We start from the raw sequence: 19,389 nt of genomic DNA, 5'->3' as shown, positions 1-19,389 counted from the left end.
CAAGATCAGGCCGCCACCATGGCCGCCTTGAAGGTCAAAAAGCTCAGCAACGAACTCCAGTTATCCCTCCTGTAGTGGCACGCTGACTAGGTCAACCTAGTCAAATCAACCACTTACAGCATTTGGTGTCGAACTCGGGTTGCCCTGAAAGAAGCGCCAGCGCAGCAGCTCGGCACAGGCTCCCGCGTAGTCCTCTGCGTTGAGTTTCCTGACCAGCGTGGACTGGCAGAACGCGCGACTGCCGACGTTGTAGGAGAAACTCACCAGCGCGTCGTACTCGTGCTGGGCCAGGGGCACGGTCACGCATTGCTTGAGCGCCCCCTCGAATTGCTGCACGTCGGTAAGTGCCCGAGCCAGCGCCTTTGGCGGCGTGGTGGTGTCGCCCAGCTTCACCCCGGTGGTGGTGCCGAAACCAATGGTCGGTACATCGCCCTTGACGGGAATCACTGCACGGTCGGTGTAGCCCTCGTGCAGCACGATGCCAACCAGGGCGGCAGCGGACAGCGTCAGTCCGGCCACCGTCCTGCGCATCGCTGGTGATGGTGGCCGGATCATCGGTGCATCTCCGGCTGCGCCACGATGCGTGCAACGGTCGCGCCGATGCTGGCGGCGAAGGCCAGCAGCACAAACGCGCCGCGAGGCAGTACGTCCCCGAACAGCGGCACCACCACTTCCGCCGCCGTGAAGGCAGCTGCCAGCAGCGAGAAGCGGATGCTCCAGGCCCGTCGCAGCACGCGCCGCCAGTCGTCCAGCAGGCAGATCTTCGGCTTGGCGGTCATTGCACGCCTCCCATCAGCCTCAACTTGATGGCGGCCCCCACCAGCAGCGCCGCCAGGATGCCGGTCGTCACGACCTTGATGGTGGTCTGCCACGCCGTGCGGCGGGCATCACGCCACGCTTCCAGCAGATCGCGCAGTTCGCGGATGTCACGCGCGGCGTGGCCGTTTTCTAGGCCGAGGTGGGCCAGGCAGCGCTCGGCACCGCGTTCAGCGGCGCGGGTGAGCAGATCGTCTAGGTCATCGGGGCGCAGGGTGATGGGCTGCGCCACGCCGTTTTCGTCTACGTTCTCCATGGTTGGGTATCCAAAATGCAAAATGCCCGCACTGGATCTCTCCAGGCGGGCTTGAATAACGGGTCTGTGCTTCAGGCGAAGTGATCGGCCGTGGCCAGCGGCTTGATGAAGTCAGGAAGGTGGTTGGGATTGATGCCCGCCGGAATCATGGCGGGATCGACGATGTCTTCCACACGCTCGCCATCACGCAAGGCGTGAATACACGCGGCAACAGTGCCCCCCTCCAGCGCGGTGAGGGTATGGACCTTGTTGCGGGCAATGAAGATGATGTGAGGCGCGGTGAATTCCGACACGGTACCATCCACATCCACCAAAAGCCGCCCCTTGACCAGCAAAGTGGGGTGATCGAAGGCGTGCTTGTGGCCCTCGTTGACGTCACCTGCCCTCTCGAACGTCATCAGCTTGATCCAGAGGTTGCTGATCAAGCTCAGTTGGGATTTAGGGCTGGCCATTGCTACCTCCTGACTCTGGCTGTTCTGTGATGGGAATGGATGGGTAGGTGATGACCGGATCAAGGCGGCCGGCAACGGCCTTGAAGCTGATCATCTCCATGGTCACGTCGTCCGGAATATCCGCGTTCGGAAAGCTGGTTTCGTCCTCGATCGCCGGACAATTCGCCAGGGGGACGAGCCGGACATCCCCTTTTTGAAAGTTGAAATAAAGGCGCTGCATCGTTCCTCCTCAAACGAACTGGATGTAGGTAGCAGTGAAAGAGTTCACGTAGATCGAGTCGCCACTGGAGCCACTCAGGATCGAGCCATACAGGTCAAACGTGACCGTGCTGTTGGGCGGCACCGTGAACGTGCCGAAGTTGTAGGTCTGCACGCCTCGGGCCGAATACGTGCCATAGGTGCCGACGATGGAGCCGTTTTGGCGAATCTGAAACCCGTAGGTGTCGTCGGCAGCGAAGTTGATGACTGCCGTCAGATTGATCTGCATCGACTTGGTGGTGCTGTAGTTCCAGATCGTGTGCCGACAGTTGCCTACGTTGACCTGCACAGTGCTTTTGCCCTGCGACGCCATGTAGAACATGTTCGTGTAGTAGGTGCCGCGAGACCACTGCGTGCTCGAATAACTCGACCAGATCATGTAGCTCGGTGAGCCAATGGAACGGCTGGCTCCTGCTGCCAGCGAACTGAACGTCTGAAACAGGCTGAAGCTCTGCTTGACGTATTCGTCTGTGGCAAAGGATGTGGTGAGCACCCGACCGGATGTTCTCCAGGCTGTTCCGGTGCAATACAGGTCATAGGCCTCGCCCGGCGCGAGTGTCACGGTGGCAACCCCGTCAATCAACTCGGCTCCGCTGGGATCCAATGTCACCACCCCGGTGCCTGAATTGCGCACAGCGATGGTGAAACCAGCACCCAGCGTCGCAGCGGCGGTCAAGTTCAGCGTGAAAGTCCCGCTGCAGTCGATCATCCGGCCACGGTCGCCTGAAACCACGGTGTAGGTCGCCGTTTTGCTGACATAGCCAGAACCGAGCGAGCCCAGCGTGGTCAGGGCGGTCGCAGGGTTTCCGTCTGTACCGAGCAGTCCTGCAAGGTAGGCGCGCAAATCGTTCAACGCCGTTTTGAACTGACCCTCGGTGACCGTCGAGCCCGTGAAATTGGAAATGGGTGGCAATGCAGGCATGCATGTCTCCCGTTCACTGCGACCACATCAAGGTGTTTTCGCCTTGAGATGCGGTTGACGCAGAAACTGTCACGATCGATTCGGTACCGCTCACGTTCTTCTTGAAGTAAAGCTTGCCGTCCGTGGTGTTCAGGGCCAGTTCGCCCAACTGAAGCTGCGTCGTCGTCGGGACCTTGCCCGCCACAGACGATTGTTTGACCTTGATGACTTGAGCCATAAACAGGCCTCCTTTTCTCTAAGCAGAGGGGTTGAAGAAATTTCAGAACGTTCCGCCATCGATGGCAGCACTTGTGGACAAGGCATCAGTGATGCCGTAGCCAGCCAGCGTCGTGGGCTTGCCCGTCACGCTGCTCCAGGCGGGGGTGTTGGTGGTGGTGCCTGCTGAAGTAAGCCGTCCCTTGGCATCCACCGTGAAGGTGGGGATCAGGGCCCCAGAGCCGTAACTGGAGGCGGCGACACCAGTACTGGCCAAAGTGGCTGCGCCCGTGACGTTGGCCGAGCCATCAAAAGCAGCGGATGTCCAACTCACATCGCCCGTCATGGCGATGGTTCGAGCAGTCAGTAGCTTCGTGGCAGTCCCCGCATTGCCCGTGATGGTGGTGATGGTCACAGCGCCCGTTGCGCCGTTGACGCTGGAGACGGAATCGGTGTTGTCGATCTTGTCCCAGGCGCTGCCGTTGCTCACGATCCAGTCACCGATTTGCCAGTCGGTGATGCCACTGACGTTGGTGCTACCAGCCGTGGCCACCTTGTAGTAGAAGCCCTTGTTGCTGCTAGACGCCGTCGGGATGGTGGGTGTGTTGGTGCTGGCGTTCCAGGTGCCCTGGTAGTTCAAGCCTCCAATAGCCACATCGGGCAATTGCGCCGTGGGCACCTTCCCATCCGCTCCCAGGCCCGCCACACCGTTGGCAGCACCAATGGCCGTCGATGGAATGGCCCCAATAGCTGCTGGCGTAGGCAGGGCATGCACGTGGTCCGCTCGCGCTGCGGTGGTGGCGGTACCCACCGAGGCACTTGCAGCCAAGGCACTGGGCGCTGCCGTGGTCAGGGCCAGGGCATCGGTGATACCGTAGCCAGACAGCGTCGTCGGCTTGCCTGTGATCGAAGTCCAGGCCGGGGTGATCGAGACATTGGCTGCAGCAGTTAGTCGGCCTTTAGCATCCACCGTGAACTGGCCCACCTGGGTGGCGCTGCCATGCGTTCCAGCGGTAACGCCGGTAGCCGGCAAAGCAACGGCGACGCCAGATGCCACGGTGCCCGTGCCAGACACATCACCGGTGATGGAGAGGCTGTCGGCCTTGCGGGCAAAGGTGCCCGCACCCGCAATGGGCGTGACGACGTTGCCGCTCTCGCCAATGAAGAGGTTGTCAGAGACCTCGGACCAGGCCAACTCACCTGCCGCGAGCGAAGGCGGCGTGGCGGTGGTGGTCGAGCGCTTGATTTGAATGGTTTGTGGCATTCGTGTGCTCCTGGGATTTCAGGTCGGTTGGTTCAGAAATAGCCAGCGTCGATGACGGCATCAGGATCGAGCACGCCCTGATCGCCTTTGTCACCCTTGGGGCCGGTGGGACCCGGGACGCCAATGTTGGTGAGCACCGTGCGCACGCCTTGCTGATGGACACGCACGGTCTGGGTGTCGGTTTGCACCGTGACGCCGGGCTGCCTCGGTGTGGTGATGGAAATTCGGATGGCCATAGGTCACCACTGCTCAAACACGCGTCACGCGCATCGCCACCAGCACATTGCCTTTGAGCAACTGGGTGCGAATGCCCGCCGGGCTGGTCATGAAGAGGTCGTAGACACAGGCGCGCACCGGTAATGCACTGGTGACCGACGCGGACAAGGTGATGGCCACCGTGCCACTGGCCAGCCGACTTTCATCAAAGCCAAAGCTCGCCAGCACCGTTGGGTCCTCTGGCGTGGCGCGGATCTGTCCCTCGAAGGCATAGCCAGTCAGGTCCATGACCGCCCCGCTCTCATCAAGCGTCAGTGCCGTATAAAACGTCTCGCCTTGCGCCAGTTCGATGTCGTACTTGGGGGCGCTCATCGTTGTACTCCTGTTCGTTGCTTGGGCTCTCAATAGCGCCACATCAGCGAGGCGGCATCGGCCTGCCACATCAATTGGTCATCGCTGACCCACATGTAGTCGGCACTGCTGCCGTAGAAAAGCGCTACCCATGGCCCGGCTGTGAGGCCCACGCCACGCACCCGGATCAGGGTCTGCGCGCCATAGAGCGCGGTGACCGCAAAGTTATTGGCCGAGGTCTCGCCCACCCGGGTCCAGACCAGGTTGGCCGCGTACGGGTTGCTGCCCGCTGCCATCTCGATCTGGTAGGTTTCAGCCCCCGGTGCGGGCGTCCAGGTCAGCAAGGCCTTGCTGTTGTCTGTCGTGGATGACCTCAGGGTCAGGTCCGCAATCAGCGGCGTGGTGTAGAGCGTGGTCAACTGGCTCGTCACCACCGCTGGTGCCGTAACCCCCTGGTCGGCGGTATGCACCGATGGGTCTTCGTTGATGGCTTCGATCTCGACCTGGTGCAGCCCACGCGGGCGCACGGCAATGACCTTGGCCAACTGCCGCCAGGTGTCACTCCAGCCGAAGGCGATGTGGGTGCGCTCGTAATCCTGTCCGGAGTAAGGCACGGTCACGGGATGGGTCGTCAGCACCATCTCGTTGTCTGACGCCCCACGGCTGACTGCATAGGGTCCGTCCACGCCACCGGCTTTGGTCCTAAAACCAATGTAGTGATTGGCAATGCTCCAGGTCAGCGGCTCAGACACCGTGAGCGTTCGGCTTGCCGCGTTCCACCCAGTGCATTCGGCAAACTGGCCCCAGGCGGGCATATCGTGCTGGATGGCGATCAGGTCGCCGAAGGCCGGTATGAAACCTTCCATCTCGGTGGTGAACTTCACCAACCGGCGACGGTAGCGGTTGCTGGCCGCCTGATACAGGCCTTCGCGGTAGGCCTGCTGGCGGCTGGTCACCCCAAAGAGTTCGATCCTGGCCGGTTTGCTGGCTGCGCTGTCCGTCAGCTTGGCCGTGACGCGGCGCGATGCCCAAACTTCAGCGTCCCAGTAGCCCACCTCCACCGCATCGGCCATGTCGTCCGAGGGCAGCAGGTACTCGACACTGAAACTGCCGCGCACGATGTTTCGCATCGAGAACATGGCCACCGGTAGGCTCTGCGCACCGTCGCGCGCGAAGCGAATGATGCCGCCGAGCATGTAAGGCTTGGCACGACCCGCCTGCGCGATCTTGGTGATCGCCTCCCAGAAATTCAGCGCCGAATCAAATCGGGCATTGAACTCATCCCCTCGGCTGGCCCACATGGCGTCCAGCACCTTGAGCCCGGCCAGATCCAAGCGGGCGTCCGCAAGCTTGGCCCCGTAGGTGGTGTTGCGGCAGGCGTCCGCCAGCGCCCAGGCAATGCTGCGCGTGGCCACCGGTGCTGACCAACTGCTGCCATTCCAGACCTGCAGTTTGCGGGTGCAGACGACGTTGATCTTGCGCGAGGCCTGCGCTGACAGGTTGTTGGACGCGCGCATGCGCATCGCGATCAGCGTCACGTTGCCAAAGGTCCGTGTCTCGGGCAGGTAGGCCCTGAGGCCTCCCCAGAGAATTTCATGGCCAAAGCGTGTATCGGTCTGCTTGGCATCCAGGCGCCGCACACGGACTTCGTAGCGGCCAGCGGCCACGGTGAATCGCTCCGAGTAACGCTGCGGCGTGGTGGTTTTGGCCGTGTAAAAGCGCTGGCCCAAGACGGACCAGTTGCCCGTTACCACGCCCAGGTCGTTGACCGTCCGCGCCTCAATGGCGACCGACAGCGTCAATTCGCTCAAGGTGCCGTCAGTTTGGGCCTCATACAGACCACGCGAGAGCACGAAGTCCAGCCCCAGGGTGTTGGCCTGGGAGCCAGCGGCATTGGCCACGAAGCCACCGATGTAGTGCTGCAGGGTGACGTTGCCACCGGTCGAAAGACTGCTGGCTGCCGTGACCGTGAAGGTATCGGCGCTTGGCACTGTGGCAATCGAATAGGCACCGCTCACCGCCGCACCAGATGAGACATCCAGGTACAGCACCCGGCCCACGGCGTAACCGTGCGCAGCCAAGGTGACGGTGATCGTCGTACCGGACTGGCTGTAGGTCGCCCCAAGGCTTCCCGCCAGTTCCTGCCCAGAGACCTCCACCGAACTGACCACATTGGTTGGGAACTTGGTGATCGCACCGCCCGGCGCAATCACTTCGTAGTCGATCTCGGCAAAGTTGGCGACCGGGGTGTCCTCGATGCGGATGGCCTCGATGGCGTATTCCCCCATGCCCAGACACAGCAGCTGGTACAGGTACTGCTCGTTACCGGCGTATTCGACATACGGCTGCGCAGCGAAGTCGGGGTACGCACAGACCCTGCCGTACTGCACCGGAATGGCCTGATCGAGCCGCGCCATGTTGCCCTGCGCTTGCAGGTTGTAGGTGGGCGACGGAGCAGCCAAACTCGCCGCCTGCTGCGCCGTGGTGGGCTTGGGCGGCGGAATGACCGCATTGACCAACGCCATACCCAGCATGGTGGCGCCGGCCTGCACGGCCGATACGCCCATCGAACCGAGCACGGCCGCGCCGTTGATGCCGATGAACTCAGATGCCAACACCGGCGCGTAGACCATCACCGCCAGCATCAGCACCATGCGCAGTGGGTTAGAGCCACCGCCTCCTCCGCCCTGAGGCAACACAATGATGGCGATCAGGTCGCCGCCGCACACCGGTTGATCCCAGGTAGCTCGCAACTGGGCCTCGCCATTGCGCAGAACCAGGATGGGCTGATCCGTCTCGGGCACAAGCGAACGCAAAGCCACCGGCCCCGGGATGGCCGTGATCTGGCGGTCCTGGTGTGGATGGAAAGGGTTGCGGACAGTGATGCTGTGGGCGAACGGATGGCTGGGTGAACTCAGCGCCGTCGATGCCATGACAGCACCCTCAAGCCCACGCTGGGCAATGCCGACACCGGCGTAAAGACCACACCCACCGTTTCCAGGGAGTGCAGCACGCCCCCTCCATCTGCATCCAAATACACGCCAATGTGACTGGGTCGCTCAGATTTGCCCATCAGGCAGGCATCGCCCTCGCGCGGGTCTCTGACGATCTGCCAGTGCGCGTACTCAGGGTGATCGTCAAAAGCGCGTAGTGATGACAGCCGACTGGCGACATTGACATCGACGGCAGCCACATCCCAGCCAAACTGCTCGCGCCATACCTGGCGCGCAAACGACCAGCAGTCGCTGCTACCAGCCACCCAAGGCAGGCCGATGTACTGGATGGCCCAGTGAGGGGTGTGTGGGTTCATTGCGCAATCAATCCAGGAAAGACTTCGGCCGTGTAGTCCAGGCCAGGGAATCGCCGGTTGGCGAGGTTCGGAAACCCACAAGTGGCACGTACCCGAAACACCGTGGCCGAGATCGACATCACGGTCAGCGTGAGCGGTGGGTTGTTTTGCGGGGCAGTCAGGTCCGATGACAGGAATGCCCGGTAGGTCACGGTGATCAACTCACTGCTTCCAGGCTGTCCGTTCATGGATGCTTCCACGTTGGCCAGGATGTCGCGGCTGACGTTGTCGATCTCGATCACGCACTGCGGCACGGCGGTGTGAGTCACCTCGGGCGGCACGACATCGAAGGCATAGCCCACAAAGGTGACGTACTCTCCGGCGTTGCGCGGGGCGCTGGATTCCAGCTTGGCGGTCAGATCCACGTGATCGCGCACCACCCGAATCGGCGTCGAGAAATTCGGATGCCAGATCTCCAGTGTGTGGTGAATGACCAGGTTCGATGGCGCGCTGGCGTAGGCCTCTTTGATCGCCAGGCTCAAGGTGTCATCTGGCATGAATCAAGACCTCCATCTGCGAACCTCCATCATCGAATCTCCAACTTCGCACTGACCTGCCAACGCGGGCCAGGCTGCATTTGCGACTGCCAGGGACCCACAAATCGGGCCTGAACAGAACGCAAGCCCGCGTCTCCAGTGTTCAGATCCACCGTGAACCAACTGGCTCCATTGGCACAGTCGCCATCGAACCAAGCCCGAAACGTGGCCATTTGGGCATCCGTGAAACGCCAGCCAACACTCACCTGATCATTGCGTGCTGCACTGCGGCGGCGCACGCGGGGCAGACCAGCCTCCATGTCAGTGCGCACGGTGACATCCAGAGGCGCGATCGCGTATCCCGCGACCTGCGGCCGGGGCAATGTTGTGGGCCAGGTGGCCATGTTTTTCTCCCGATCAGTACGCGCCTGCCACGCGGTTCAGGCCGTAGGTGTTGGCCAGCACGCCAGGGCCGGGACCGGCACCACGCGCCACATCGCCCCAGACCTTGGCCGTGATTTGTTCCACCCAGACGTCGATCACCTGGTTGCCGTTGCTGTCGGTGCGCTGCTGTTGCTGGCCACCTTTGCCGGCCGCCTCGATGACATTGACGATGACGGTGCTGCCTCCGCCGTTGACTTTGACGCCCAGATCGCCATCGCGCATGCGCGTGAGCGGCATGATGGCTTCGCCCGGGCTGCCAGGTTTTTCACCCATGAGGCCGATACGGGGCAGGCTCGTGAAGCCTGCTCCTTGGGCAAAGGGGAACACTGTCGGACGGTCGACCACCGTGTTGCGGTAGACCGAAAGCGCCGGGGCGTTGAACACATTGCCCTGCGCGGACGGAAACAGACCGCCCCACATCGAACCCCAGTCCATGCTGGACATTGCATTGGCCAGCGGCAGCGTGATAGATCGCTGGATCTGGATGCGGACCAGGTCCGAGATGATGGAATCGGCCAGGCTTTTGAAGTCCAGCTTACCTGTCGTCACGAACTGTGTGAGCGCCGCCTCCATCCCTCGAAACGCATTGGCTGTGACCTGCTGGGCACGCTTGGCGGCGTTGGTCGCGTCGTCGATATAGGTTCTGAGTGCCGACTTGGCACCGTACTCAAAATTGCGCTGATATTCCGTGTTGGCCCGCACCAGGTCTTCAACGATGGGCAGTTGCCTGGCCAACGCATCGTTGATGGCTTCAATGGTCTGAGCCCGCAGACCCGGGTCTTCGATCTGGTTGGCTTCCTTCCGCGCATTGGCCGCTGCCTTTTCCAGATCAGAGCGGGCCTGCAGGGCGGCTTTTTCGCCATCGGTCATGTCCAGCATCTGGCGCTGCAACTGCAGGGCTTCGATGCGTTGGCGGTTGCCGCCAATCAGGCCTTCGGTGATCTTGCGCGAAGCAGCTTCTTCTTTTTCAAAGGCGTCGAAGGCTTTGTTGGCTTCCTTCTGGCGCTCGATGGCTTCGAGGACCTGGATGTACTGCTCGGCCTCAGTTGCCACCCCCTTGTAACCCTTGGCCTCGATCTGTAGTGCCCGGGCACGCAGTTCGGCCGCTTCGCCCTCTTGTGTGCGGATCAGGCGCGAGCGCAGCTGGTTGAGGAAAGCTTCGCCTTCGTTGATTTTTTCGGCAGGCTTGGGCTTTTCAAATCCTGAGAGGTCCAGGTTTGGATGGGCCTTGCGCGGCAGCGTCGGCAAGAACTTGTCGTAAATCGCCTGCACTTCCTTGGCCTGGGCCTCCGTGTCCAGCACGAACTTCTGACCCATGACACGGACCGTACGGCGCTGCTCGTCGAAGAATTTGGCTACTCGGTCCGCATAGCCCGGGTTCTGGTTGATGTTCAAGAGCCGGTCGTTGGCAGCGCGCACGTAGTCGTCACGTGCTCCTTGCAGCTTGGCGATTTCGGCATCGATGACCTTGGGGTCGTAACCCATGGACTTCATCGTGCGCAGCAAATCGGTCTTGAACCAGGTCTCGATGTCTTTGCCCACCACCGACAGACTGTCAAAGGGCTGGGCAATCACCCGCTTGGCCAGCACAGCCGATTCGGCGATGAAGGCCAGGCCCGAGGCGACAGACTCCAGGAAGGCCAGGATGGCTTCGCGGTTGGCGGAGATCTTTTGCAGCTCGTTGCTGAAACTGCCGGTTTCGCCCTGGGCCAGAATCACCTGCTCGGTGAAGTCGGCCAGCACCGGGATAACGACTGCGCCGATCTGGCGCTGCACACCCTCGAAGATGGCAGATAGGCGCGTCAGGTTGTCATTGAAGACCTCGGATGCCCGGGCGACGTCTTCAGACATGACCAGGCCCAAGCGCTGGGCTTCTTCCATCAGCGCCGTGATGCCTTCTCGACCCTGGTTCAGGAACGGGATGATGGCCAGGCCTTCTTTGCCGAAGAGTTTCACGGCAAGTGCTGCCTTGTCGGCCCCATCGGGCATGACCGCGAACTTGTCGGCCAGATCCAGCAGCATCTGTTCGGTCGGGCGAATCTGCCCGTGTACATCAGTCGCCGACACACCCAGCGCCTTCAGGGCGGCGCTGCCCTCTTCGCCGTTGACCTGGGTGTCGAACATGGCGATCGACAACTTCTGCATCGCCTTGGTCAGGCCTTCGGTGCTGACATCCGAGAGCTTGGCGGCGTAATCCAAGGCGGTGAGCGCCTCGACCGAGACACCGGTTTTCTGGGAGAGCTTGAAGAACTCATCGCCCACCCGGGCCACCGGCATGACGAGCGCTGTGATGCCCACACCGAGTGCTGCGATGCTGGCACCAGCGATCAGACCGGCAGGGCCAAGCTTGCCCAGCACCGAGCCCAGCATGCCAAGTCGGTCCGTGGCGGCCTGCAGTTGGAACTTGGCATCGTTGGCGGCGCTTGACAGGAGCTTGAGGCCACCGGAGGCTGGGGTGGCAGCCGCTTCTATTTTCTTGAGCGAGCGATCCCCCTTCTCGCCAATTTCGGACAGCTCGGCTTTGACCTTGCCGCCGTCGATCACGGACAGGCGAATGGAGAGATTGCGTTCAGCCATGGGGAAACACTCGGATCAAGGCAAAGAGATCAGTCATCGCGTTATTCGTTTTGTTCAAAAGTACTCATCAGGCCCGCCTCTGCAGCCGGAAACAGGTCAATCGCCGTGGCTTTGTCCAATCCAGCGCACTCGCAGGTCAGCATCCAAGCGTTCAGATCCAGACCCACGACACGACCCTGGTTCATGCGCAACTGACTGGCACAAACTTCCATGGCACAGGCCGCTTGCCAGCCTTCTAGGCTGAGGGGTGCATTCATGGTGTACGGACACTCGGGACATGGCTCAGCACAGCTTTGAAGGCAGGCACTGCAATAGTTCGGCCCACCACCAAAGTGCCATGCGGTGCGGGCCTTCAGGCGTTTTTTTCCGATTCCAGTGCGTACAGGCCAGCAAGGTATTCGCGCTCGAAGGCATCGGCCAACAGCCAGTGCTCCATCAAAGCGGCCACGCCTTCTGGTGTGACGGATGCTGGTTGACCTTTGTCATCGGCCACGCCTTCCCAGGACAGAACTGCCAGCTTGGCCAGTTCGGTGATGAGGGTGGCGGTGCGCTCGCCAGCAGCCGCGATGTCAGTGCCGGCCACTTTGGCGGCGGCATGGCGCGCAGCCATCACCAAGGCAGTGGTGGCGGGCCTGACCTGCAGGCGCACGCCAGCAGCCAGTGTGATCCAGTGCGGTTCACGTGGAATGTTGAGTTTGATCATTGGAAAGTCCCGGGTATCAATACGTGGTCACGTCGTTGAGCAGTTCGACGGTGAGCATCTTGTTGGCCGCCACGTTCTTGGCGGCTTGCCACTCGAAAGTGGCTTGAATGCCACCTGGCCCAGTGATGGAGACTTTGGGCTTGGGCAGGTAGACCTCATGCGCGATGAAGGTCAGGCGCTTGGTGGCGTCGATCGTGTAGGCGAACGTCAACTCCAGTGGCGTGTTGTTGGTGGCCGCATCGATGAGCTGGGTATCGGCAAAGCGGACCTCCAAATTGCCAGTCAGGCTGGCCACCGTGGGGTCAGCGCCATCGATCTTGCCGTCGGAGCGGATAGTCTCGATGCGCTCGAGGTTGTTGGAGTAGGTCAACTGCGCCGATACCACGTTACCCAGCGCAGTGCCCCCCTTCTTGATGGATCCCTGAAACTGGTTGAACCGCAGGATGTCTCGCGTCGTCGGGGTGGCATCAATGGTGGCGGCCTGCTTGACCTCACCCTGCGCGATCAGGCCGACTGTGGCATTGGCCGCACCCGAGCGAGCAAAACCCACCTGCAGGCTGTTGACCATGACGCCAGACGCCACAAACCAGGCCGGGATATCGGGAAGACCCGTCTCAAGACTGAGGCTTGGCAAACTGGACTTGCCAGAGATGAATGTGTGGGTGAGGGTGCCTGTGCCCGTGGTGGTGGCGCTGCCCAACAGGGCTTTGAGCCACATGCCGATATTGCGCACATCCACGGGCACGACCATGTCGCCTTCGACCTTGATCACATCTCGAATCGGCGCATTGGGCTCACGCCCCAGGCCAATCAGGTCGTTCGCAATGAGCCCCTGCTCGGAGCCGAGGGTGGTGGATACAAAAGGCAGTTTCCAGTAGTCGCCCACTGGATTGCTGCCATAGGTAGTTTCGAACGCGGCCAAGAGGCTGGCGTTCGCGCCATAGGCACGGGCCATGAGGTTTCTCCTTGGGAAATAGGTTTCAGTTCAGCGGACCTGAGCTGCTGTAGTGCAGGACCACGGGTAGCAAGCAAGCCTTGATGCCGCTGACCCCATCGGGTGCCAGTTCATCGAACTTGGGTGGACTGATTTCGGCGTACTCGATGACGCCGCCAAGCGTGCGGTCCGCTTCGATCAGGGCTGCCAGTTCGACCAATAGGCCGTCCATGCGCTTATCGCGCTCGCTGGCATCCGGGTCGGCAACGAAGATTTCGATCGCCACCTGGTGCTGCCAGTGGTAGATCAGTGGCGAGAGCGACACCTCAGGCTCGCCCATCTCGCCGTCACGCAAGACGGCCATGGCATGCTCTGACAGCCTCTCGGGCAAGGATGCGTTGCGTTTGGCCATCACACCCAGAGACAGCTGCCCGAGCACAGCGAACAGTGCGCCGATGGCACTCTCACGTTGACTGGGTCGTTGACTCATCAGCTTTCACCTTTGCGTTCAGCCTCATCGAAGCGGTTGGCGATCCGGTTGGCCAGGGTGCTGACCCAGCGGCGCGAGGCGCTGTCGATGTCGAATTTCTTCTTCAGGGTGACTTGGGGTACCAGTAAGAACATAGGCACTGTCACCAGGCCTCGGCCGGTGGCTTGGGCCTTTTGTGAGGCAGTAGAGAAACCGCCGCGCTGACCCTGGCGGGCACGCTGGTTCTCGGCAACCAAGAGCGAGGGCTTGCCACGGCGGTAGACGAAGCGCAGGCGCTGGCCACGGAGCTTTTCCCAAAGACCGGGGGTCATGCGTTTTCCACGCGGGCCTTTGCCAGCTGCGGGCAAGGGAATCGCCAGCCAGAACCCGTCCTTGGAGCGAATGGTCGCGCCCTGGTCATGGGCGCCAACCACCTCTGGAGCCCGGCTGTAGACCAGCCCCGCTGCCTTGATGCTCATCTGGCCTTTGGGATAGACCTCACCGCGCCAGGTGTTGGCCAGGCGCTGGCCCAGGCCTGCGCCGGTGATCTGGTTACGCAGTTCGGTCTTGAGACCGTCAGTCGCCTCGCGGATGGACTGCGTCACAGCCTGCTCGGCAATGCGCACTTCATCCGCCAACATCTGGTCCAGGTCGCCGGACAAGGCCGCCATCAGCCTCATACCGGTGCTCCGGTCAGCGTCCAGATCAGGCGATCCCGATCGGCCAGCGGCTCACCCACCACTTGGTAGGTCTGGTCAGCAACAGTGAAACGTTCCCCCTCGCGGGGAGACATCACGTCACGTGACATCACATCAAAGCGGTGGGTGGCCAGCGCCAGCCGCGTGTCGCCGAAGGACTCCACGACATCGGCCTGCTTGGCGATGAACCGTGTGGGGATCTCTCGGCCATCGGCCAATCGGTAGGTACCTGGAACGCCAAGGTGAAGAAAGCTACTGATACAGAGGCGAACGAAGGGCTGCATCGAGTGATGCAGCACAAGATCAGCCATTACGCCACCTTGAGTTTCACCAGCAACTGCGGCCGATGGCACAGTGGCAGCGGGTTGGCCTGCGTGTGCAGGTCGGTGCCCCGGTCGAATTTACGCGGCTCCTGCTTCGCGTACAGCGGCAGCGCCATCGTGTTGGCCGTCTCGTTGAAGTCGGCGGGCGCGTAGTACGTGGCAAAGGTGTCCATGGTGCCCAACGGGAAGGCGTGTCCTTCGTCCTCCTCGACGAATCGGCGTACGGTGCCCCCGGGTGCCGTCGCGCGACCGCGATGCTCCTCGAAGGTGATGCCACAGAAAGTAAAGCCGGTTCGCATATCCGTGCGCAGCGCCTGGCCGTCCTGCCAGCGTTCATAGGCCGCAATGACGTCGTCGTGCGTCGTGAGCGCTTCGAAGAAGTCCTTGCCGACCAGAACGTGAATGCCTGTCATCCGTTCGCCCTGCAAGTTGTCTTCGACATAGCGCAGCAGGTCGCGGCAGGCCTTGCCAACATCAAAAGCGCTATCGTGCTCGGCAATGTCCCACCCGAAGGTCTGCGGGGTGATACCGAACTCGTCGTACAGGTTGTAGATCACGCTGCCGTCGGCATCGAGGATCAGCCCCTTGAGCGCACCAAAGCGCAGGTGCTCCAGGGTGATCGCGTGCTTGTTGCGCATTGTCTGCAGGTGCTGCGCCATCACGCCCGCGACCGTCTGCAGTTCCGTCTCCGAGCCGAAGGCGCGGATACCCTGGACCTCCTCGGGCAGCACCACGTCATCGTGTGGAATGTGCGGAATGTGGAACGAGCGCACATTGCGCTGACCGCGCACACCGACGGTGCCGGGCGAGCCCACGGGCATCGTGGGCAGCAGGGTCAGCACGTTGTTTTGCTTCTCGACGATGATTGAGCGGAAGCGCTGCGGGCGGTCGACGAACAGCCCCATTTGGGCCAAGCGGTCGTAGTTGTTGGGCAGGATGTTGATGGCGGCGGTCAGCGCCGACATCGAAAACGCCGGGTTCTCGAAGATGTTCTGCATGGTCAGACTCCTTGACGGACGAGGACGCCCAGCGCCTTGAGCTGGGCAATGGCCGACGCCTTCTCGGCAGCGGTGATGGCTTCGGGCCACTGCAACGCGTGGTCGGACACGATGGCGTGACGCGCGACGACGAGGCCGTTGTCACGGTCGGCCAACGTGGCGTCGCAGGTCTGCAGCAACACGCCTGCGGCGACCTGCGAGCCGTCCTCAGCGGATGGGTCAATCTGCTTGTACTTGCCACTGGCGGTGACGATGCCGAGCACCGCACCCAGCTGCAGGTTCTGACCTGCGGCGACTGTGACGCGGTCGCGCGAGTACAGGCTGGGCGCTTCGAACTTGAGCAGGTCGCCCAGGTTCATGGCCTCAATGAAAACGGTCGGCATTTCAGATCTCCTTCTTCATAGCGGACGACTGCGCCGCGAGGTTCCGGGCGGCTTCGAGCAGTGGATTGGCGGGTGCGGGACGGGAGGCGTCAGGCGGTATGCGGCTAACGATTTCCGGACTGGCCTCGGCCTTGGCCGAGAGCAGACGGCTGCGCACAGTGGCGGGTGCGGTGTTGGCTTCGAGAAAGCCCGCGATCAGGTCGGTGCGACCGGCAAGCGTGCAGGTCTGCGCGATCTCGACGGCGTCGGCCACGTTCAGCGTAGCGGCGGGCGGTTGAGCAGCACTGCCAGCAGGATCAGCATTAGGCCGATCAAGAGCAGCGGGGTCGGTTCGATCATTCATCAATGACTCCTTGGGGTGGTTGCTGAGAAAGCCCGCCCGCGCGGCCACAGCCACCGGAGTCGGGTTGGGGGAAAGGGATGCGAGCAGCTGCGCCAGTGCGTCGTCGAAGGTGCCGACGGCATCGGCAAGGCCCATGGCGACGGCGGCCTGCCCGAAGAACAGTCCGGCCTCGGTGTCCCGCACGGCCGAGGGTTCGATGCCCCGGTAGCGGGCCACCGTTTCGACGAACAGACCGTAGATGCGATTGACCTCGGCCTTCAGGAAGGCGTGAGCCTCGCTGGAGATCGGCTCGTGCGGGTTGAGGTCGTTCTTGCGGTCGCCCGCGAACACGGCGGTGTAGTGAACGCCGTCCTGCGCGTCCTTCTCGGACTGGTCGACATGCATGGCGATCACGCCAATCGAGCCGACACCACCGGTGCGCGACACGAACACCCGGCTAGCGGCGGACGCCAGCGCGTAGGCTGCCGAAAAGGCCATGTCGTTGGCCACGGCCCAGACAGGCTTGATCTGGCTGGCTGCGCGGATGCGGTCGGCCAGATCGAACACACCGCCCGACTCGCCACCGGGGGAATCGATGTCGAGCAGGATGGCCGACACAGCCGGATTGCTGATGGCGGCGTCCAGTTGCGCGGCGAGGCCCGCGTAGCTGGTCAGTCCCGATTCGGCTTCCAGCCCCACGGTGCGGCGCACCAATGTGCCGTGGATGGGGATGATGGCCACACCTTGCGGCAATCCAGACGTGGCGCTGCTATCACGTTGGGGCGACGTGTAGCCCGGGGCGGCGGCCAGATCGGCAAGGCCGACCCGGGGACCGAGAACCGCCAGGATCACGTCAAGTTTTGGGCGATGGATGGCCAGCGGCACGCCAAAAAGGCGCGCCGCCAGATGCGGCAGTAAAGTCATGGAAAGTCCTTCAGGCAGTCGAAGTACTGCCGGATACGTCGGCAGCGTTTTCGGTATTAGCGGCGCTACGGTTGGGCTCAGCGCTACCGCCGTCCTTGGACGTGTAGCGAGGATCAGAATCGAAGATCAGGCCAAGGTCGTCGGCACGTTGGTTGTCGGCGGCGATCTCGCGATCAACATCCTCGGCGTCGTAGCCGAAGGCCGAGATGGCTTCCGAGCGCGACATCAAGCCCGCGCGGATGGCCAGCAACATCGCCTTAAACTCCTTCTCGGGATCGACCCACTGCCAGCCCTGGGGAATCCACTTCACGGCAAGGTACTGGCGACGACGGGCGGGCCCGCTACGTGCGAAGCCTGGCGCATCCAGCGCTCCGGCGAGCACGGCCTGATTCATCCAAGCCGCCCACACCGGACGGCACAGCTGATGCACCAGCACGCCGTGCTGCACCATCTCGCAGCGTCGGCGGAACTCCAGCATCCCTGCGCGGATGGACGAGTAGTTCACGCCCGTTAGATCGCCGGTCAGTTGTTCGTAGGTGATTCCAATGGCGGCAGCGACTGCCCGGAACTGCGTGCGCAGGAATTCGGAGTACGAACCGCCAACGTCGGCCGGATCGGAGAACTTGATGTCCTCACCGGGCTCCAGAATCTGCAGCGTGCCCGGCTCCAGTCCGGCAAGAGCAATCCCGTCGGCGTCCGCTGCACTTTCGCCCATCAGGTTGTCTTCCGGGTTGGCGCGCGTGACGAAGCCCGCGAACATCGCGGCGGTCTTTTTGCGCACCAGCTCGGCATCGTCGTACTGGTCGAGCTCGTTGAGCTTGACCAGGGCACGAGACAGCCACGGCTCGCCGCGAATCTGGCCTGGGCGCAGCACACGGAACAGATGGATGATTTCCGCAGCCGGGATGCGCACCGTGTCCATGCCACCCTGGCCCGACATCGGTGCAAGACGCCCGTCCTCGGGGTGCGAGCGGTACAGGTGGTAGGCGACGCGCCGCCCCAGGCTGTCGAACTCGATGCCCGAGCGCACGAGGTTGCCCGAGGGCAGATCAGTGTTCAGATTGATCGGCAGGTGCTCGGGCTCCAGCAACTGGAGCTGCAGCGGCACCGACAGGCAATCCTCCGGACGGCGTGGCCGCAGTCGGATCAGGCATTCGCCACCTTCGAGCATCGCCCGACAGGCCAGGGCCTGCAGGCCATAGAAGTCGGTCTGTCCGGCCGCGTCGGCTTCCTCGACCCAATCGCGCCACAGTGCCTGCACCTCGGCCTTGAACCGTTCGTCGCCTGACAGGCTTTGCGGCTTGATGCCGGTGCCGACCGCATTGGCCACGAAGGCTTCGATACCGGCCTGCGCCCAGGCATTGCGCCGAACGAGGTCCCGGCTCTTACCGCGCAGTTCGGCGTTGGTCGCCAGCATCGCGGCGACCGCACCCGGATTGCCGGGCATCCAAGCCAGCGAGCGACGGCCACGACCCGCCGCCTCGTGAACAGGTGACTGGCCAAAGAGGCTGCGGATTTTGGAGTACCAGGCCATCAGAAGCCCTTCGCCGTCGTCACCCGGATCTGGCGCTTTGGGCTACCTGCCGCTTTGCGCGAGATCTCTGCCTCAATCGTCTGAATTGCGGCTTTGAGCTCTTCAACGCTGCGGTATTCGACCATCTTGTCACCGAAGCTCACACGCCGCTCACTTTGAGCAAGTGCCTGCTTCAGTACTTCGAGTTGAGTGGTGGTGTAAGTCACGAATTTCTCTTCAGTTTTTGGTTATCCCAGCCAGCGACTCTTGATGACACGCCGACCGGCCGTGCGTGTTCCAGAAGCAGCGAGGCCACCGCTGGGGGTGGCCTCGTTCAATGCGATGTCCTGGATGGGCGGTGGCTCATCCGGTGGGGGCGCTACCCCAAGTTGCCGCTCCAACTCCCGCCAGTGGCGTTCCTCGAAGCGATCCAGTCCCGCCGCCGATGCGGCCGCGCGGGCGTAGAAGTAGCAGTCGAGCGCCTCGTTGCGCTCGCGCCTCTTTTGCCACTCGCGCACCGGGAAGCCGTTGCGGTCGCGGCGGGTG

General features: G+C 62.4%; 27 protein-coding genes. All 27 read right to left on the bottom strand.

What is annotated here, in order from left to right:
- Positions 1 to 105 precede the first annotated feature (105 nt).
- The gene (locus ACMV18_RS00135) at positions 106 to 531 is read right to left on the bottom strand and encodes a lysozyme (protein WP_420816214.1); all 426 of its coding nucleotides are present in this window, start codon (positions 529 to 531) and stop codon (positions 106 to 108) included.
- 20 nt (positions 532 to 551) lie between these two features.
- Entirely contained in the window at positions 552 to 779 is a 228-nt protein-coding gene (locus ACMV18_RS00130) for a hypothetical protein (RefSeq protein WP_045667467.1), read from the bottom strand.
- Positions 776 to 1,072, bottom strand: a complete 297-nt coding sequence (locus ACMV18_RS00125; RefSeq protein ID WP_420816213.1) for a DUF6127 family protein — start codon at positions 1,070 to 1,072, stop codon at positions 776 to 778. Before ACMV18_RS00125 ends, ACMV18_RS00130 begins: the two co-directional genes overlap by 4 nt.
- A 71-nt stretch (positions 1,073 to 1,143) precedes the next feature.
- Positions 1,144 to 1,524, bottom strand: a complete 381-nt coding sequence (locus tag ACMV18_RS00120; RefSeq protein ID WP_420816212.1) for a cupin domain-containing protein — start codon at positions 1,522 to 1,524, stop codon at positions 1,144 to 1,146.
- Positions 1,511 to 1,744, bottom strand: coding sequence for a hypothetical protein (locus ACMV18_RS00115; protein WP_420816211.1), 234 nt, complete (start codon positions 1,742 to 1,744; stop codon positions 1,511 to 1,513). The genes ACMV18_RS00120 and ACMV18_RS00115 overlap by 14 nt, the downstream gene beginning before the upstream one ends.
- A gap of 9 nt (positions 1,745 to 1,753) precedes the next feature.
- Entirely contained in the window at positions 1,754 to 2,704 is a 951-nt protein-coding gene (locus ACMV18_RS00110) for a hypothetical protein (protein ID WP_420816210.1), read from the bottom strand.
- Positions 2,705 to 2,717: 13 nt separating this feature from the next.
- Positions 2,718 to 2,921, bottom strand: coding sequence for a hypothetical protein (locus ACMV18_RS00105; protein ID WP_420816209.1), 204 nt, complete (start codon positions 2,919 to 2,921; stop codon positions 2,718 to 2,720).
- Between the two features lie 42 nt (positions 2,922 to 2,963).
- A complete protein-coding gene (locus tag ACMV18_RS00100) occupies positions 2,964 to 4,163 on the bottom strand; it encodes a hypothetical protein (RefSeq protein WP_420816208.1) in 1,200 nt (399 codons plus the stop codon).
- A gap of 32 nt (positions 4,164 to 4,195) precedes the next feature.
- Positions 4,196 to 4,399 (bottom strand): hypothetical protein, encoded by a 204-nt coding sequence (locus ACMV18_RS00095; RefSeq protein ID WP_420816207.1) that lies wholly within the window; start codon positions 4,397 to 4,399, stop codon positions 4,196 to 4,198.
- A gap of 13 nt (positions 4,400 to 4,412) precedes the next feature.
- Positions 4,413 to 4,751, bottom strand: coding sequence for a hypothetical protein (locus ACMV18_RS00090; RefSeq protein WP_420816206.1), 339 nt, complete (start codon positions 4,749 to 4,751; stop codon positions 4,413 to 4,415).
- 29 nt (positions 4,752 to 4,780) lie between these two features.
- On the bottom strand, positions 4,781 to 7,663 hold the full coding sequence (locus ACMV18_RS00085; protein ID WP_420816205.1) for a host specificity factor TipJ family phage tail protein: 2,883 nt from the start codon (positions 7,661 to 7,663) through the stop codon (positions 4,781 to 4,783).
- Complete coding sequence (locus tag ACMV18_RS00080; RefSeq protein ID WP_420816204.1) at positions 7,645 to 8,040, bottom strand: NlpC/P60 family protein; 396 nt, start codon at positions 8,038 to 8,040, stop codon at positions 7,645 to 7,647. Before ACMV18_RS00080 ends, ACMV18_RS00085 begins: the two co-directional genes overlap by 19 nt.
- A complete protein-coding gene (locus ACMV18_RS00075; protein ID WP_420816203.1) occupies positions 8,037 to 8,576 on the bottom strand; it encodes a DUF1833 family protein in 540 nt (179 codons plus the stop codon). The genes ACMV18_RS00080 and ACMV18_RS00075 overlap by 4 nt, the downstream gene beginning before the upstream one ends.
- 29 nt (positions 8,577 to 8,605) lie before the next feature.
- Entirely contained in the window at positions 8,606 to 8,959 is a 354-nt protein-coding gene (locus ACMV18_RS00070) for a hypothetical protein (RefSeq protein ID WP_420816202.1), read from the bottom strand.
- A gap of 13 nt (positions 8,960 to 8,972) precedes the next feature.
- On the bottom strand, positions 8,973 to 11,576 hold the full coding sequence (locus tag ACMV18_RS00065) for a phage tail tape measure C-terminal domain-containing protein (protein ID WP_420816201.1): 2,604 nt from the start codon (positions 11,574 to 11,576) through the stop codon (positions 8,973 to 8,975).
- Between the two features lie 41 nt (positions 11,577 to 11,617).
- The gene (locus ACMV18_RS00060; protein WP_420816200.1) at positions 11,618 to 11,833 is read right to left on the bottom strand and encodes a hypothetical protein; all 216 of its coding nucleotides are present in this window, start codon (positions 11,831 to 11,833) and stop codon (positions 11,618 to 11,620) included.
- A gap of 95 nt (positions 11,834 to 11,928) precedes the next feature.
- Entirely contained in the window at positions 11,929 to 12,279 is a 351-nt protein-coding gene (locus ACMV18_RS00055) for a hypothetical protein (RefSeq protein ID WP_420816199.1), read from the bottom strand.
- 16 nt (positions 12,280 to 12,295) lie between these two features.
- Positions 12,296 to 13,234, bottom strand: coding sequence for a phage tail tube protein (locus ACMV18_RS00050; protein ID WP_420816198.1), 939 nt, complete (start codon positions 13,232 to 13,234; stop codon positions 12,296 to 12,298).
- 25 nt (positions 13,235 to 13,259) lie between these two features.
- Positions 13,260 to 13,703, bottom strand: coding sequence for a hypothetical protein (locus tag ACMV18_RS00045; protein ID WP_420816197.1), 444 nt, complete (start codon positions 13,701 to 13,703; stop codon positions 13,260 to 13,262).
- A complete protein-coding gene (locus ACMV18_RS00040) occupies positions 13,703 to 14,362 on the bottom strand; it encodes a DUF6441 family protein (protein ID WP_420816196.1) in 660 nt (219 codons plus the stop codon). The genes ACMV18_RS00045 and ACMV18_RS00040 overlap by 1 nt, the downstream gene beginning before the upstream one ends.
- On the bottom strand, positions 14,359 to 14,691 hold the full coding sequence (locus tag ACMV18_RS00035; RefSeq protein WP_420816195.1) for a head-tail joining protein: 333 nt from the start codon (positions 14,689 to 14,691) through the stop codon (positions 14,359 to 14,361). The genes ACMV18_RS00040 and ACMV18_RS00035 overlap by 4 nt, the downstream gene beginning before the upstream one ends.
- A complete protein-coding gene (locus tag ACMV18_RS00030; protein WP_420816194.1) occupies positions 14,691 to 15,701 on the bottom strand; it encodes a major capsid protein in 1,011 nt (336 codons plus the stop codon). The genes ACMV18_RS00035 and ACMV18_RS00030 overlap by 1 nt, the downstream gene beginning before the upstream one ends.
- Before the next feature lie 2 nt (positions 15,702 to 15,703).
- The gene (locus ACMV18_RS00025; protein ID WP_420816193.1) at positions 15,704 to 16,084 is read right to left on the bottom strand and encodes a head decoration protein; all 381 of its coding nucleotides are present in this window, start codon (positions 16,082 to 16,084) and stop codon (positions 15,704 to 15,706) included.
- 1 nt (position 16,085) lies between these two features.
- Positions 16,086 to 17,330 (bottom strand): S49 family peptidase, encoded by a 1,245-nt coding sequence (locus tag ACMV18_RS00020; RefSeq protein ID WP_420816192.1) that lies wholly within the window; start codon positions 17,328 to 17,330, stop codon positions 16,086 to 16,088.
- A gap of 10 nt (positions 17,331 to 17,340) precedes the next feature.
- Complete coding sequence (locus ACMV18_RS00015; protein WP_420816191.1) at positions 17,341 to 18,864, bottom strand: phage portal protein; 1,524 nt, start codon at positions 18,862 to 18,864, stop codon at positions 17,341 to 17,343.
- The gene (locus ACMV18_RS00010; protein ID WP_420816190.1) at positions 18,864 to 19,070 is read right to left on the bottom strand and encodes a phage head-tail joining protein; all 207 of its coding nucleotides are present in this window, start codon (positions 19,068 to 19,070) and stop codon (positions 18,864 to 18,866) included. Before ACMV18_RS00010 ends, ACMV18_RS00015 begins: the two co-directional genes overlap by 1 nt.
- A 21-nt stretch (positions 19,071 to 19,091) precedes the next feature.
- On the bottom strand, positions 19,092 to 19,389 hold a 298-nt coding region (locus ACMV18_RS00005; protein WP_420816189.1), incomplete at its 5' end, for a terminase gpA endonuclease subunit.

It is taken from the genome of Aquabacterium sp., assembly GCF_048860245.1.
Taxonomy (GTDB): Bacteria; Pseudomonadota; Gammaproteobacteria; order Burkholderiales; family Burkholderiaceae_C; genus Aquabacterium.
This window is presented reverse-complemented; position numbering and strand designations above follow the sequence as displayed.

What these genes read in the sequence shown, in the direction of transcription:
- ACMV18_RS00110 (WP_420816210.1), bottom strand. Translation starts at nt 2,704, where the DNA reads ATGCCTGCATTGCCACCCATTTCCAATTTCACGGGCTCGACGGTCACC.
- ACMV18_RS00135 (WP_420816214.1), bottom strand. Translation starts at nt 531, where the DNA reads ATGCGCAGGACGGTGGCCGGACTGACGCTGTCCGCTGCCGCCCTGGTT.
- ACMV18_RS00130 (WP_045667467.1), bottom strand. Translation starts at nt 779, where the DNA reads ATGACCGCCAAGCCGAAGATCTGCCTGCTGGACGACTGGCGGCGCGTG.
- ACMV18_RS00055 (WP_420816199.1), bottom strand. Translation starts at nt 12,279, where the DNA reads ATGATCAAACTCAACATTCCACGTGAACCGCACTGGATCACACTGGCT.
- ACMV18_RS00120 (WP_420816212.1), bottom strand. Translation starts at nt 1,524, where the DNA reads ATGGCCAGCCCTAAATCCCAACTGAGCTTGATCAGCAACCTCTGGATC.
- ACMV18_RS00040 (WP_420816196.1), bottom strand. Translation starts at nt 14,362, where the DNA reads ATGAGGCTGATGGCGGCCTTGTCCGGCGACCTGGACCAGATGTTGGCG.
- ACMV18_RS00030 (WP_420816194.1), bottom strand. Translation starts at nt 15,701, where the DNA reads ATGCAGAACATCTTCGAGAACCCGGCGTTTTCGATGTCGGCGCTGACC.
- ACMV18_RS00125 (WP_420816213.1), bottom strand. Translation starts at nt 1,072, where the DNA reads ATGGAGAACGTAGACGAAAACGGCGTGGCGCAGCCCATCACCCTGCGC.
- ACMV18_RS00075 (WP_420816203.1), bottom strand. Translation starts at nt 8,576, where the DNA reads ATGCCAGATGACACCTTGAGCCTGGCGATCAAAGAGGCCTACGCCAGC.
- ACMV18_RS00035 (WP_420816195.1), bottom strand. Translation starts at nt 14,691, where the DNA reads ATGGCTGATCTTGTGCTGCATCACTCGATGCAGCCCTTCGTTCGCCTC.
- ACMV18_RS00100 (WP_420816208.1), bottom strand. Translation starts at nt 4,163, where the DNA reads ATGCCACAAACCATTCAAATCAAGCGCTCGACCACCACCGCCACGCCG.
- ACMV18_RS00045 (WP_420816197.1), bottom strand. Translation starts at nt 13,703, where the DNA reads ATGAGTCAACGACCCAGTCAACGTGAGAGTGCCATCGGCGCACTGTTC.
- ACMV18_RS00060 (WP_420816200.1), bottom strand. Translation starts at nt 11,833, where the DNA reads ATGAATGCACCCCTCAGCCTAGAAGGCTGGCAAGCGGCCTGTGCCATG.
- ACMV18_RS00115 (WP_420816211.1), bottom strand. Translation starts at nt 1,744, where the DNA reads ATGCAGCGCCTTTATTTCAACTTTCAAAAAGGGGATGTCCGGCTCGTC.
- ACMV18_RS00015 (WP_420816191.1), bottom strand. Translation starts at nt 18,864, where the DNA reads ATGGCCTGGTACTCCAAAATCCGCAGCCTCTTTGGCCAGTCACCTGTT.
- ACMV18_RS00080 (WP_420816204.1), bottom strand. Translation starts at nt 8,040, where the DNA reads ATGAACCCACACACCCCTCACTGGGCCATCCAGTACATCGGCCTGCCT.
- ACMV18_RS00105 (WP_420816209.1), bottom strand. Translation starts at nt 2,921, where the DNA reads ATGGCTCAAGTCATCAAGGTCAAACAATCGTCTGTGGCGGGCAAGGTC.
- ACMV18_RS00085 (WP_420816205.1), bottom strand. Translation starts at nt 7,663, where the DNA reads ATGGCATCGACGGCGCTGAGTTCACCCAGCCATCCGTTCGCCCACAGC.
- ACMV18_RS00025 (WP_420816193.1), bottom strand. Translation starts at nt 16,084, where the DNA reads ATGCCGACCGTTTTCATTGAGGCCATGAACCTGGGCGACCTGCTCAAG.
- ACMV18_RS00050 (WP_420816198.1), bottom strand. Translation starts at nt 13,234, where the DNA reads ATGGCCCGTGCCTATGGCGCGAACGCCAGCCTCTTGGCCGCGTTCGAA.
- ACMV18_RS00070 (WP_420816202.1), bottom strand. Translation starts at nt 8,959, where the DNA reads ATGGCCACCTGGCCCACAACATTGCCCCGGCCGCAGGTCGCGGGATAC.
- ACMV18_RS00020 (WP_420816192.1), bottom strand. Translation starts at nt 17,330, where the DNA reads ATGACTTTACTGCCGCATCTGGCGGCGCGCCTTTTTGGCGTGCCGCTG.
- ACMV18_RS00065 (WP_420816201.1), bottom strand. Translation starts at nt 11,576, where the DNA reads ATGGCTGAACGCAATCTCTCCATTCGCCTGTCCGTGATCGACGGCGGC.
- ACMV18_RS00090 (WP_420816206.1), bottom strand. Translation starts at nt 4,751, where the DNA reads ATGAGCGCCCCCAAGTACGACATCGAACTGGCGCAAGGCGAGACGTTT.
- ACMV18_RS00095 (WP_420816207.1), bottom strand. Translation starts at nt 4,399, where the DNA reads ATGGCCATCCGAATTTCCATCACCACACCGAGGCAGCCCGGCGTCACG.